This is a genomic window from Marinobacter salexigens, assembly GCF_002806945.1.
Lineage (GTDB): Bacteria > Pseudomonadota > Gammaproteobacteria > Pseudomonadales > Oleiphilaceae > Marinobacter > Marinobacter salexigens.
Window position 1 is genome coordinate 102,797 of record NZ_NIHC01000008.1, and the last position, 13,421, is coordinate 116,217.

12 protein-coding genes and 1 pseudogene are annotated in these 13,421 nt (G+C 51.9%); 9 read left to right on the forward strand and 4 right to left on the reverse strand.

The window, feature by feature from the left end; translation table 11 throughout:
• The 8 genes from gspH to gorA are packed head-to-tail and all read left to right on the forward strand — an operon-like array spanning window position 1 to window position 6,616.
• On the forward strand, window positions 1–540 hold the full coding sequence (gspH, locus tag CDH47_RS15225) for a type II secretion system minor pseudopilin GspH (RefSeq protein WP_100640887.1): 540 nt from the start codon (window positions 1–3) through the stop codon (window positions 538–540).
• A gap of 20 nt (window positions 541–560) precedes the next feature.
• On the forward strand, window positions 561–938 hold the full coding sequence (gspI, locus tag CDH47_RS15230) for a type II secretion system minor pseudopilin GspI (RefSeq protein WP_100640888.1): 378 nt from the start codon (window positions 561–563) through the stop codon (window positions 936–938).
• The gene (gene gspJ, locus CDH47_RS15235) at window positions 935–1,651 is read left to right on the forward strand and encodes a type II secretion system minor pseudopilin GspJ (protein WP_100640889.1); all 717 of its coding nucleotides are present in this window, start codon (window positions 935–937) and stop codon (window positions 1,649–1,651) included. The genes gspI and gspJ overlap by 4 nt, the downstream gene beginning before the upstream one ends.
• A gap of 6 nt (window positions 1,652–1,657) precedes the next feature.
• Window positions 1,658–2,668 (forward strand): type II secretion system minor pseudopilin GspK, encoded by a 1,011-nt coding sequence (gene gspK, locus CDH47_RS15240; RefSeq protein WP_100640890.1) that lies wholly within the window; start codon window positions 1,658–1,660, stop codon window positions 2,666–2,668.
• Window positions 2,669–2,670: 2 nt separating this feature from the next.
• Window positions 2,671–3,975, forward strand: coding sequence for a type II secretion system protein GspL (gene gspL / locus CDH47_RS15245; protein ID WP_100640891.1), 1,305 nt, complete (start codon window positions 2,671–2,673; stop codon window positions 3,973–3,975).
• A 4-nt stretch (window positions 3,976–3,979) separates the two neighbouring features.
• Window positions 3,980–4,510 carry a type II secretion system protein GspM gene (gspM, locus tag CDH47_RS15250; protein ID WP_100640892.1) on the forward strand — a complete coding sequence of 177 codons (531 nt, stop codon included), beginning with the start codon at window positions 3,980–3,982 and terminating at the stop codon, window positions 4,508–4,510.
• 55 nt (window positions 4,511–4,565) lie between these two features.
• Window positions 4,566–5,222, forward strand: coding sequence for a GNAT family N-acetyltransferase (locus tag CDH47_RS15255; RefSeq protein WP_239985831.1), 657 nt, complete (start codon window positions 4,566–4,568; stop codon window positions 5,220–5,222).
• A 32-nt stretch (window positions 5,223–5,254) separates the two neighbouring features.
• Window positions 5,255–6,616: a glutathione-disulfide reductase gene (gene gorA / locus CDH47_RS15260; protein ID WP_100640894.1), complete on the forward strand. Its 1,362-nt coding sequence runs from the start codon at window positions 5,255–5,257 to the stop codon at window positions 6,614–6,616.
• Between the two features lie 55 nt (window positions 6,617–6,671).
• Here gorA and CDH47_RS15265 read toward each other — a convergent pair whose 3' ends face one another.
• From CDH47_RS15265 to CDH47_RS15275, 3 genes are read right to left on the reverse strand one after another with little or no spacing between them, the layout of a single operon-like run.
• Entirely contained in the window at window positions 6,672–8,615 is a 1,944-nt protein-coding gene (locus tag CDH47_RS15265) for an ATP-binding protein (protein WP_100640895.1), read from the reverse strand.
• Window positions 8,608–9,591, reverse strand: a complete 984-nt coding sequence (locus CDH47_RS15270) for an ABC transporter substrate-binding protein (RefSeq protein WP_239985832.1) — start codon at window positions 9,589–9,591, stop codon at window positions 8,608–8,610. Before CDH47_RS15270 ends, CDH47_RS15265 begins: the two co-directional genes overlap by 8 nt.
• A gap of 35 nt (window positions 9,592–9,626) precedes the next feature.
• Window positions 9,627–11,825 (reverse strand): TonB-dependent receptor plug domain-containing protein, encoded by a 2,199-nt coding sequence (locus CDH47_RS15275; protein ID WP_100640896.1) that lies wholly within the window; start codon window positions 11,823–11,825, stop codon window positions 9,627–9,629.
• 169 nt (window positions 11,826–11,994) lie between these two features.
• Here CDH47_RS15275 and CDH47_RS15280 point away from each other — a divergent pair.
• Window positions 11,995–12,408 (forward strand): annotated as a pseudogene (locus tag CDH47_RS15280) (J domain-containing protein); the annotation flags it as partial.
• A gap of 12 nt (window positions 12,409–12,420) precedes the next feature.
• Here the strand turns inward: CDH47_RS15280 and CDH47_RS15285 are convergent.
• Complete coding sequence (locus tag CDH47_RS15285; RefSeq protein ID WP_100640962.1) at window positions 12,421–13,419, reverse strand: bile acid:sodium symporter family protein; 999 nt, start codon at window positions 13,417–13,419, stop codon at window positions 12,421–12,423.
• Window positions 13,420–13,421 lie beyond the last annotated feature (2 nt).

Genomic DNA, 13,421 nt, shown 5'->3' on the forward strand with positions numbered 1-13,421 from the left:
ATGACGCACACCGGGTCAGGGAACAGCAGCGCTGGTTTTACGCTGATTGAGATATTGGTTGTCCTGGTTCTGGTGGGACTGCTTGCAGCAATGGCCGTTTTTACCATGGGTGGCAACTCCCAGCAACGTGAACTGCAGAATGAGGTTCGCGAGCTGTATTTGTTGATGCAGACCGCATCAGACCAGGCTGTGTTGAACAATCTTGAACTCGGCCTGTTGTTTGAAGAAAACGGTTATCAGTTCGTGGCTTTTGAGGATGAATCCGTTGAATGGAAAGGTTCCGGCGAGCGCATATTCCGAGCCAGAAAATTTCCGGAATGGCTCATTGCTACCCGGTTCATTGAAAGCGATGCGCCCAGGTTATCTTCCGCTGAAGACAAGTTAAGGCCGGATGTAGTGTTTTTTTCCAGTGGAGAAACCACGCCTTTTGAGCTCGAGTTCAATATCAGTAACCGGACTGACTATATCCAAACTCTGGTTTCCGATGGGGTTTCTCCCATTGAATGGCGTCGCCCCGGCGACGAGGGGGATGATTGGTGAGGCCGCACCCCCCAACAAACATGGCAAAACCAGCCAGAGGTTTTACGCTTATTGAAGTAATGATTGCGCTGCTTGTATTTGGCCTGATAGCAACCGCATCTGCTGAGGTTGGAAGCCAGTACATAACGAGCTATGAACGCATCCGCGATAAAACCCTTGCAGGCTGGCTAGCCGATAATCGCATCAATGAAATTCGGCTGGAAAAAAGCCTGCCGGGTATTTCCGAAAATGCCAAAGACAAAGATTACGGCACTTTCCGCTGGCGAGTGACCACCAAAATCATGGCAACTGCAGAACCTGAAATGCGACGTGTAGAAGTTGAGGTCGCTCGCTATCAGGAGGGCCGTTCAAAGCCTTACCCGGTACATACCCTTGCTGCTTTTATAGGTGCAAAATGAAAAGCCAGCATGGCTTTACGCTTCTGGAAGTGCTGGTTGCTATTACCATTACAGCGGTCATAGGTGTTGGCGTATGGCAAGTGCTGAATGGTGTCATTCAGTCCCGCGACAGGGTTGATGAGCTTGCTGATAGCTTTGATGGGCTTCAGCGGGCCATGCTGCTTATGGAGCGGGACATGACTCAAATTGTGAACCGTCCCGCCCGGGATATTTATGGTGATTTCAAGCCCGCTTTCACCAGTCGTGAAGATGACTTGGCGTTGATGCTCACCCGACAAGGCTGGCGGAACCCGCTGGGTATTCGGCGCAGTGGCTTGCAGCGCGTGGGTTGGGAATACACAGGCAGCGAATTGCGCCGCCGTTACTGGCCAGTGCTTGATCAAGGCCAGGAAGACGAGAGTCAGGAGATACTGCTGCTCGAGGGTGTCACCGCTTTTGATCTGCGGTTTATGAACGATCAAAATGGTTGGGAACCGGATTGGCCCTCTGATGAGTCACTGGCTGCACTGAACCCGGGCAGCCGCCCGGATATATCGTTGCCCCGGGCAGTAGAGATTACCCTGGAGCATGAGCGCTTCGGTGAGTTGGTACGAACCTTTGTATTACCGGACTTTGACCCTGCTAAGGCACAAGGCTTTTTGAACCAGTGGAATAAAGACCGCAACAAAGCGGAAGAAGAGGAAGAGGTCAGTGTGTCAGGGCAGGGAGGCTAAGACTTCATGACGGTTCGTCCTTGCCCCTCTTCACCCGGAAACCAGCAGGGTGTCGCCTTGATAATGGTGCTACTGGCCATGGCGCTGGTGGTCATGCTGGCCTCAGGGATGACCCAGCAGCAGAATTTAAGGGTATTTAAAGCCGGACACTACATAGCACAACAGCAAGGCAAGAATATTGCTTTAGGTGCTGAAGATTTTGCCCGCCAGATTCTGCTGCGGGATTTTGAAGAAGATAAAGAAGACAACCTGATGGTAGATAGCCTGGATGAGTTCTGGGCAATGAACGCAGCTATTTTGCCACTGGAAAACAACGGAGTTGTTGAAGTACAGATAGACGACCTTGGCGGACGGATAAACCTGAATGACCTCGTGGTTTCCGGTGGACAGGTCAATACGATTACCAAAGAACGTTTTACCCGCTTATTTGCGGCGTTAAATATTACAGGCGTTTCAGTAGACGCCTTGATTGATTGGGTGGATCCTGACGACCAGACAATCAGCGCTTACGGTGCAGAAGACGGGCAGTATCTTATGGCTGTACCTGGCTACCGGGCAGCAAACCAACCTTTCGTGAGCGTGTCTGAACTTAGGCTGATTGAAGGTATGACAGAAGAGATTTATGTGGCATTACAACCCCATGTGGCGGCCTTGCCAGTAAACGGGGTAGGCATCAATGTGAACACGGCAACTGCTGAAGTGCTGATGTCTCTCTATGATGAGCTGACGATTACCCAAGCTGAGTCTATTCTTGAGAAACGTGAGGAAGCGCGGTTTGAAAACCTTCAGGACTTTCTGGCCCTGCCGGAGCTTGCCGCCTCCGGCCTGAAATCCGCAGGTTTAGGGCTGCAAACCCGTTTTTTCGAAATTGTTTCACGGATTACCTACGACAACCGTGTTGTTAATATGGTAAGTACAGTTTTCCGTGATCAAGAAGGCAATGTCCGGACGGTTCACAGGGATACCGGACAAAAGAATCGGATTACCAAAGAGCCCTATACTATCTCGGAAGGATAACCATGTCTTACCGCCTTTACGTGCGACCTTTAGCTCCCTTTTCAGAACCCGGAGAAAATCCGGAGGGACGTCTGTTCAACTGGGTTCTTTATGATGCCGGTGGCGATGTCCAGGCACAGGGTAGCGGTGATGTTCGCAGCACAATCGAGCAGACGCTTAGCCAAAACGGGCTTACGGATGTTCTGCTTGTGGGGCTTATTCCCGGCGATGAGGCTCTGTTTTGCCTGGCCGATATTCCTGCCAAACAAAGCCGGTTTATCAACCAGGCCTTACCCTATGCAGTTGAAGAGCAAATAGCCCAGGATATAGACAGTGTCCACTTGGCCCTTGGGCTTCACACTCACGACGGCTACCGGGTAGCGGCAATTGATAAAGACAGGATGGCCCAATGGCTGGAGCTGTTCAGCGGTTGGCCGCACACCGTGCTTGATGCGATCTACCCGGATGCTGCCTTGCTGCCGATGACAGAAGAGGGCTGGTCTATCTGCCTGGATGGTGAATCCGCCATGATGGTCAGCGACCGTGGTGAGTGGTTGAGCATGCAGTCGGAAAACCTTGGCATGTTCGCACACACCTTGGCAACGCCCCCCTCAGAGGATGTGGTTGCTGACGTTCCCATAGTGGTCTATGGCACCCAAACTGAATTCGAAGAGCAGCAGGCAATGCTTGCGGAACTCATGACGCCAGGGCGGCTTTCAGTTCGTCGGGAGAGTCTGGAACTGATGCCTTTGGAACTGCTGGCCCATGCCCATCACCACCACCTATGCCGTCCAATTAATCTGTGCCAGAGGGACTTCTCGGTAAAGGGCGGTAAAGCAAGTCCTTTGAAACCCTGGAAGCCGCTGATTGCTGTAGCGGCAGTCTGGTTTGTGGTGCAAGTGGCTCTCGAAGCCGGAATGGGTTTCTATTACCAACAACAGGCCGATGAAATGCGCCAGCAGGCCATGATGGTATACCGCAAGGCATTTCCTGATGATCGTAGAACCCATGCAGGTAATGTGAGGCGGGTCATTGAGGGACAACTGCGCATGGCAGGTTCAGATAGGCCTGATGCAGATTTTGTGACCTTGATGAAATACACTGGCCAACAGTACTCGAATGTTGCGGGAACCGGATCGGTAACCTTTAACTCCATTAATTACAGTCAGTCCCGTGGCGAGCTGGTTGTTGATGTTCGCGCTGCAAGCTACGATCGCCTCAGCGCAATCCGAAACGGTCTGGCAGGGCAGGGACTTGATGCCAAAATAGGTTCAGTAGTTAACGAAGCCAGCGGCGCCCGTGGCCGCCTGACGGTATCGGGAGGGTAAGGCCATGTTGACGAAACTGAAAGAACAGCCAGCAGTCAGGAAGCTGATAGCCCAGTATGACCAGCTTCCCAAGCGAGACCAGCAGGCTCTTGCAGTCCTGGCCATGGCCCTGCTTCTCGGAATTCTCTATTTCGCAGTCTGGAACCCGGTTACGAGCTTTCATTCCAAGGCCGTTGCAAGCAAAGAAAATGCCTCGGAGCTTGTAGCATGGATGCAGAGCAACGAGCCGATTATACGGCGCATGGGCGGCAACAGTGCCGGCCCAGCAACTGCATCTGCAGATATTCCTGCCGATGGGCGTGCTCTGATGGGGCTTGTCACTCGCTCAGCAAGGGAGTCTGGTCTTGCGTTGCAACGTTTTGAGCCCAGCGGCGATTCTGCAATACGGGTTTGGCTGGAGTCAGTTCCTTATTCAGAGGTTGCAGCCTGGCTTGAAATGCTCAATGGTAAGCACGGGGTGGTTATAGACCAAGCCGCTCTTGACAGCTCCAGCGAGCCGGGCAGGGTATCTGTTCGCCTAACATTGACAATCTGATTCGAATTAGCCGGGTTCCGGGCTGAGCATGCCGGACTGTGACAGGAGCGAAAATATGAGTAGCAATAAAAATAACCAAGCCCAACCGGTTATTGTGCGGCTGGATGTCAGTGCGCTGAACGAAGCCAGATCCATTCTATATGATGCCTACCGGGATGAACCAACCTTCCAGTACCTGTTCAACCATCGCAAACCCGGTTACAAACAGCGGGTTCGAGCAACTGTGCGAGAGCTTGTTGATTTGTACTTTGAACTGAATCAGGAATCGGTCGGGGTGATGGTTAATGATACTTTGGTGGCTGTGGCGTTTATCGGTGACCCGGATCTGAGATTGAACCTTGCGAACCAGTTCAGCTGGCGAATCCGTATGGTGCTGACTGCGGGTTTTGCCTCCACGCGTAGATACATGCATTATCATCAAAGAATTCGTGAAATTTTGCCTCAGCCACTGGCGCATCAGTTGCCATTGATGGGCGTCAATCCCAAATATCAGAATCGCGGTTACGGCCGGCTTTTGTTGCAAGCCGTTCAGCGCCTGTGCGCAGAAAACCCGCGGGGAACCGGCCTGGTTCTGGATACAGGAAACAGCCGTTACCTGCCATTTTATGAGTCAGAAGGCTTCCGTAGCCTTGGGAAAATCCGTGTTGGTGGTCTCGAGGACCATATTTTGTTCCGCGAAATTCACCCGGAAACCAAGGCAGCGGCAACTTAAAATTAATGCTGTAACAAACAACAGGAGACACTGTGTCTAACAGCCTGGATTATGATCTTATTGTAATTGGTGCCGGTTCTGGTGGAGTGCGCCTTGCCCGTATGTCGGCCGGGCGCGGTGCTCGGGTGGCGGTTGTAGAATCCCGCTACCTTGGCGGTACCTGCGTTAACGTAGGCTGCGTGCCCAAGAAGTTGTTTGTTTACGGGGCCCATGTTCGCGATGAGCTGGAAGATGCGGCAGGTTATGGCTGGAACCTGCCTTTAGAAGAAGCAAGCTTCGACTGGCCTACGCTTGTTGCCAACAAGAATTCTGAAATAGAAAGGCTCAATGGTATTTATGGCCGCTTGTTAGAGAATGCCGGTGTTACCATCATTGAGGGCACTGCCTCTATAAAAGATCCCAACACAGTTGTTGTGGGTGATCAGGAATATACAAGCGCGCACATTACCGTTGCAACAGGTAGTTGGCCAGTTGTTCCAGACATTCCCGGCAAGGAGAGCATCCTCACTTCTAACGAGATGTTTTATCTGCCTCAACTGCCAAAACAGGCGGTGGTGTGGGGCGGCGGATACATTGCAGTGGAGTTTGCTGGAATTCTTGCGGGTCTGGGTGTTGAAACAACGCTGCTTTACCGTGGTGATCTTTTCCTCCGCGGTTTCGATAATGACGTGCGTAAATTCACCGAGCAAGAAATGCGCAAGAAAGGCATTCGGCTGGAGTTTGGTGTAACCATTGAGTCCGTTGAGCCGGATAACTCCCATTACCGGGTCAAGCTCAGTAACGGAGACGTTATGGAGACAGGGCTTGTAATGGCTGCAACGGGGAGAAGAGCACTGGTAGATGGCCTGGGGCTGGCGGAATTAGGTGTTGAGCTGAATGCCTCCGGGCATGTTGTGGTAGACGACTATTTCCAGACTTCAGTACCTTCGATAACTGCACTTGGCGATGTTATCGGCACGCCACAGTTAACCCCGGTAGCACTTGCGCAGGCCATGGTTCTTTCCCGCAGAATGTTCGGAGACGGTGAGGGTGAAATGGACTACTCTGCCATCCCTACAGCGGTTTTTTGCCAGCCTAATATTGGAACAGTCGGCCTGACAGAGGAAGAAGCTCGGGATGCAGGGTATTCTCTCAGAATCTACCGCTCTGAATTCAAACCCATGAAATTTACCCTCAGCGGACGCGATGAGCGCTGCCTGATGAAGCTCGTAGTCGATGACGCAAGCGATCGGGTGCTTGGCGCCCATATGGTTGGGGTAGATGCCGGTGAAATCACCCAAGGCATTGCTGTTGCTATAAAGGCCGGCGCCACCAAGGCCCAGTTCGATTCCACCATAGGCATACACCCAACGTCTGCCGAAGAGTTTGTCACCATGCGAGAGCCGGTCGCCTGATCAGCCTGTGAAGCCCATGGAAGGGCTTCAGTAGCCGCAAGGTGCCATGTTCATATCAAGTCAGCTTTACCCAGCGCCCTAACACTTCCCGAAGATTTTCCATTCGCACAGGTTTGGACAGGTAATCGTCCATGCCACTCTCAAGGCATTTACGCTCTGTTGTCGGGAGTACATCGGCGGTCAGGGCTATGACCGGGGTTTTGGGCAGGCCATGCTCTGCCTCCCATTCACGGATATATTGTGTCGTTTCATAACCATCCATGAATGGCATCTGGCAATCCATAAGAATGACATCAAAGCGCTGAGTGCTGGCGTGAACCTTAGCCAGCGCTTCACGTCCATTGATGACGGCTTCCGTATGAAAGCCAAGGCGGCCTAACATGGCTACGGCTACACGCTGGTTTACCAGATTATCCTCCACAACCAGAGCTCGGCTGGACAGGGGTAATTCAGTTTGCAGCGTTAATTCAGGCTCTCTTGGCATGTCATCGGGAGACGCCAACTCCAGAGGTAACTCAAATCGGAAGGATGAACCATCTCCAGGGTGTGTTTCCACCTGAATGTGCCCACCCAGAAGCTCCACCAGGCGTTGAACCAGTGATAGCCCGATCCCTGCACCGCCAAAGCTCCGGGTATCACCAACGTCGAGTTGTTGGAATGTACTGAATATATCTGTAATTTGCCCTTGGGGAATACCACTGCCTGAATCGCTAACAGAGCAATTAACAATGATGCAGCCATCTTCCACGCCAAAGCAGCCAAGCCGGACATTCACAAAACCTTCGCTTGTAAACTTGATGGCGTTATCAAGCAAACAGGCGAGAATCTGCCGAATTCTTGGGGCATCTCCCCTTACCACAGGTACTTGGGGCCAGTCGCCAAAAAAGGTGAGTGTCAGCGCCAACCCTTGCTCTTCTGCCATGTGCCGGAATGACGCCACGCAGTTCTCAATAAGTGTTTGCAGATTAAAAGGCTGGTTATCAAACACGATAGCGCCGCTATCCATGCGTGAATAATCCAGAATGTCGCTAATAACCGTCAGAAGGTCTTCAGTGGATTGACGAGCAGTCTGCAGGTAATCCCTCTGCCTTGGAGTCAAGGGCTCTGCCTTGACAAGATCAAACATGCCAAGGACACCGTTTAGCGGTGTGCGCAATTCGTGGCTCATTGTAGTCAGGAACTCGGATTTTGCTCGGCTTGCGGTCTCTGCTTTTTCCCGCGCATGCTCTGACAGACCCAAGGTTTGATCTCTTGAGGCTTTTAGTGATGCGAGGTGCTCGGCCAACTGGTTAAGTTGGTGCTCAATAGCAATCACTTCCCTGGAATTACGACGCCTGTTTACCTCACTAATACGGTAATCGCCTTTGATAAGGCGAGTAACACGCCCGGAAAGCTGGTTTACAGGGGAGAGAATCGGCCTCAACGTATAGTTGATGGCCAGAATAGTGAAGAGCAGCAATGAGAGCCCTAAAGTGAGGGACGACCAGAGAATGTCGTTGCGCCGCTTCACCAATGCTTTGTTGCTTACGCCAACGTAAACAGTTCCGACCCTTAACTCGCCGCCACTAGCGCCAAACTCTGGTTCGAACCAGAGCATTTTCCGTTGTTCTCCAAGTTCCAGAGGTTTTTGCAATATTTCCGCTTGGTAGACCTGGAATTCGCTTTCCTGATCCATTGAGAAGGGGGTGTCAGCATGCACGTAACCAATTTGTACTCCAGCCACATCGGTGATGCGAATCCAATCAGCTTTACTATGCCGAATGGACTGGGAAAGTATTTCCTCCAGAGCTGAAGAGTTGCCGGATACAACGGCGTACTCCAGCGAGGGAGCAAGGCTATCAGCCAGTAGTTGATTGCTGTCTGCAAGGTTGCGACTGGCATCATCAAGCCGAGCAGAAGTAAAGAATCCCATAAGTGTAATAAACATCACGATGGAAGGTAGTGCCCCCAGCAGCAGGAGCTTGCGAGCGAGTGGGGTGCCGACGGTGTTCTTACTCATCGCCTGGCCCTCCTGTATTTTTCATGCGTCGCTCTACGCTTCGGGTAATCTGCTCTTGGGTAGCGAGAGGAATGTTCAGGGATCGGGCCACCTGTTCATTGATCTCTGTCCGGAATTCCCGCGGGTAGTCCGGTTCTGGAAATTTGCCTGTTTCGTGCAATGTCTGAAGATAGGTCGCCGCCATTTGCGCTATCGCCGGAAAGGGGACGTACCCTGAGGCAATAGCGCCGGCTTTGACATAAGCCCGGCTCGGACCTACGACAATTCTGTTTCTGCGATACGCTGTAAGCAGTACGTGTTTTATTGTTCTGGGGTTGTAGATTGCTTTGTCTGGAGCCGCCAATAAAAAATCACCGTAACTTAGCGCTCTGTTCAGCGTTGGAATGAGCTGTTTTTCATCGTCAACCACAAAGAGGCGTGCTTCCAGATTATAGGCTGGAAGCTGGTCAATAAGCTCCTCGTAAAGCTCGGCTGAGCCGGTGGTTGATATAAGAGCAATACGTGTGGCCTGAGGAAGGATGGCCTTACCAATCAAAGCCTGGCGAAGAAGAGAAGCGCCGTGATAAACCCCGGAAATCTGCCCTGACGAATGGCGAGCAAAGGGCTCAAGAAAGTCTGGTTCCACCAAAAGTGCAAGTACTGATGCGTTACGGTTAGCCTGGCGTATGCGGGAGAACGCTGCGGGACCTATGGTGACAATAGGGCCACCATCTGCAAGCACTGCTTGTTCGGCCGTGATGACAGTCAAATCTTTTGGATTCTCCAGCTCCTTTTCAAGGAGAGTGCGCATATGGTCATCCAGAGGGCGGTTACCGGAACCCACAAGATAAACAGGTGATTTGCCATTATGCTCGGCAAGGACAGCCAGCGGCGCAACCAGCATGATGATGGTTATAAAGGCGCAAACCTTCGCAGCGGTAAGGAATTTAACCACCGGTATCACATCGCGTTTTATAAAGAGCACCTTGTCTTTCATACCATCCCAGGCTGGAAGATTTCCCTGATTAGCGATCAGAAGCGAATGCCCGCTTCCAGGAAGATCTGATTTTGATCTTCAATATTATTGGCCCGGCTCATATCCGGCTCTTCGTTTACATAATGCTGAACGGTCAATGCGAGTTCCGCTGAATAGCGCGGCTGAAAAATCCGTTTTGCCAATCGGAAATCAATGCGCTCAAATCGAGAGTTCCGAAACTTGTCTGCCCAGTAGTATGCGGTAGAGCCTTTGAGGCCAAATGGCAGGTCCTGGATAAGAGCAAGACTGCCGGAGTGCCTGACTGACATGCGGCCAAGCAGCTCAACGTTGTATTGCTTTTCGTGGTTGTTGATACTGCCATCGTCGTTATAAATTTGGGGGCCGCTATACCAGCCATCCTGATCAAGGTAACCATAGCTGGCCCTGATGGTAGTTCCCGGGTATTCAATGGCCGCTTCAATTTCCACGCCTTGTTGATCCAAATCGACGTTGTTATCGATCGACCAATCATCAAACTGGATGACACCGCTGATCATATCCCTGAGCTTGTCTTTAAACACGCGCACTTCCAGAGATATTTGACCAGTACTCATAGGAAATAGCCCGAAGTAGCTGATTTCTCGAGAAACTATTCTCTCTTCTTCCAGATGTCTCCCCAAGGTGACAAGGTTGGGGTGTTGCCAGATGGCTGTGCTTTCAACACGATAACCCTCGTATGCAGCGTACTGGCCGGGCCTCACGTTTCTCAGGGTAAACCCGTAATCCGGATTCTGTTCAAATCCATCAGGCGTGCGTACTGCTGTTGAGTATACGAACCTTAGCGCATGGTTGTTGCTCAGGGTAAAGTTTGCCGCAACACGGGGTGAGAAATACCCCTCATCTGTCGTTGTTGTTCGCTCCCAGTTACCGCCACCGTTCAGAGTGAGCCAGGTGACTGGAGTGTATTCGAGATTACCGAAAATTCTGGATTGGTAATTGTTGCCGCGCCCGTTGAAGAAGGTTTCTGAGCGGTAAGTGTCTTTGCGAAAACCCAGGCCGGTTACCAGCTTCAAGTCATCGCTGAATAGCAGCGTGTCCTGAAGTTCGAACTCCAGCCTGGAGTCTTCAGAATCTGCGTTTATGTCTGCGATTAGCGGGGTACCGCCTGGCTGGAAGCAAAGGGGCAGATTCGGCTGGTGAAATACCAACACGCCGTTGGCAAGACAATCCACTGCAGATTCAGGTATGGATACCGGCCAGCTTTGTCTGCGGTCGTAATTCTCGAAGCTCATCTGGAAATGGAAAAAATGGTTCTGGGATGTTGTGAAGTTAAGCTGGGTCTGGAGATAATAGTCACGGACATCAATGTCAGGGTTGCCTGTGGCTCCAAGCTCACCATTTTTATCTCTGTCTTCCTCATTAATCCCATCAACGACACCCAGGCGGATATCCGCATTGAAGCCGGAATTAACCTTCAGGCGAGAGTCATAATTGAAGGTGTTAATATCGTGGCCGTTATGGAAAGGTACGCGCTCATCGCCATCTAGCTGGTAGTCAAATCCACCAAATTTCCGCTTTTCATAGGCTAATCGCCAGTCGTAATTTTCACTGGTATCACCAACTGAAGCAAAAGTGCGGATATAGTTTCTGGAACCACGAACAACCCGCATTTCAGCGCCAGCGGTGTCGGCCGGGTTCCGGGTGATAATATTGATAGTGCCCAGGAAGGCATTAATGCCGTAGGCCGCAGAGTTAGGCCCCCGGCTTACTTCTATGCGCTCGATGAGTTCCAAGGGCACTGGCATGGTTTGCCAGTCCATATCTGAAAGTGTTGCTCGGTGAGCCGTGCGGCCATCAACCAACACTTGCATTCGCCGCTGCTCGTAGTGCACGGTACCGTGATAGGTAGTAACAGGGGTGTTGCTACCTACTTCAGCTACAACCATGCCCGGAACCAGACGGAACACCTCAACCAAGCTCATAATCCCCAGATCGCGGATCATCTCGCCTTCAATAACGGTGGTTGTTCCCGGGACACGTGTTTTCGGCTGCCTGAGCCGGGTTGTTGTTAAAACTTCAGGTATCTCGTGGCTAAACCCGTAGAAACCCAGTGGCTCGGCTGCGCCAGAAGCTGACTGGGCGCTAGCAACCATTGGGCCTAACAAGAGGGAGGCCAGCAGTGCTTTGGCAGTAATGTTTGTACAATAGCAGACTAAAACTGGCGGCGTGCTCTTCTCAAAATTCGTAACGGGCATAGGTGTCGTTCTATAATCAGCCGAGTGAAAGCGCGAAGCTAAGTCTTATTATGTGCTGTTGCTATCGTATTTGACTGCAAACTGTTTGTCTCTCAAAAATGTAACGATTAGATGGGTTGCGTGTATGCCTGATATGAATTTGAGCCAAGTTGATCGCGATCTGAATGCTTCAGAGGGGCAGGTTGTCCGTGAGGTTATGATCCAGATCAAAGCGCTTCTGAACGATCCGGGCAGAAGCCAGGATGCGGGCATATGGAAGGCCATCCTTCGCGAACCCCCTGCAGATCAGGCGATTTTGCGCCAGGAACTAGGTCGACAACTCGAGCCGCAACTTCTGCCTATGGCCGAAAACGGCAGCTTTCCTGCGCCGGTTGTCGGGTTTTTGGCAGATTGGTTTGATTGGCAGAGCCTTCATGATAGGTCGGTTGTGGAAGAGGAGCGCGACTATGCTGATCCTGCTCCAGGGCGTGAGCCTATCGATGAAGAGCTTCCGCAAATGGTTAATTTCTGGCCAGCCGTAATAGGCTGGATTATCGGGCTCGTAATACTCGCGACGCTTTTCGGTGGTATGGGCGGCGGCTGATCTGGCAATCGCCTATTCCGTTTGCGCGGGCAATCGTGACTCGGCGATTTTGTCACGATATTTTTGCGCAAGAATGGCCCCAATAATAACCTGAACCTGGTTGTAGCACATGATCGGCAAAACGATCATGCCAAAGCCCGGATGCCCGGAAAACAGCACTTTTGCCATGGGCAACCCGGAAGCCAGGCTCTTTTTTGAACCACAGAAAACCACCGCAGCTTCATCTTCCAGGCTAAACCCAAACCGCCGTACGAGGAATCGCGCAAAGAACATAAACAGCGCCAGTAGCCCGATGCACAGCAGTATGGTGAGAACAATGGCTTTCACTGGCAGGTTTTGCCAAAGACCACTTTCTACGGAATGGGAGAAAGCGGAATACACGATCAGCCAGATCACGCACTTATCGTAGCGCGCCATCAGATGCTCGTTCCGGCCCAGAAAACCTCCCAAAACAGGACGCATGGCGTGGCCAACAGCAAAAGGCAGTAATAGCTGCAGCACGATATCTTTAAGGGCTTCACCCACCGCAAAATCCCCGCTGCCAGCAGAGCTTACCAGCAGGAGAAGCAGGAAGGGCGTCAGCATCATTCCGAATACGTTCGATGCGGCAGCGCTGCATATAGCCGCAGGTACGTTGCCGCGGGCCAAAGCTGTATACGCAATGGATGAAGACACCGCAGACGGCAGCACGCCCAGATACAGAAATCCAAGCCCCAGGTCAGCCGGCATCCAGGAAGGTGCGACGTTGCTCATGCCGTTTATGGGAAGTACGACCAGCGGGAAGAAGCCGAAGGTAAGCGCGGTGATGAGTATGTGCAGCCGCCAGTGAGATGCCCCATCTACGATTTGTTGTCGTGATAATGCTGCTCCATGGAAGAAGAAGAGCAGGGCGACGGCAACTGTCCCTGCCACTGCCAATAACTCTCCGACACCACCGGTGGCCGGCAAAAATGAAGCAAGGGCAACGGCGCCCAGTAACATAATGGTAAAGGTGTCTGGCCGGAACTTCATGG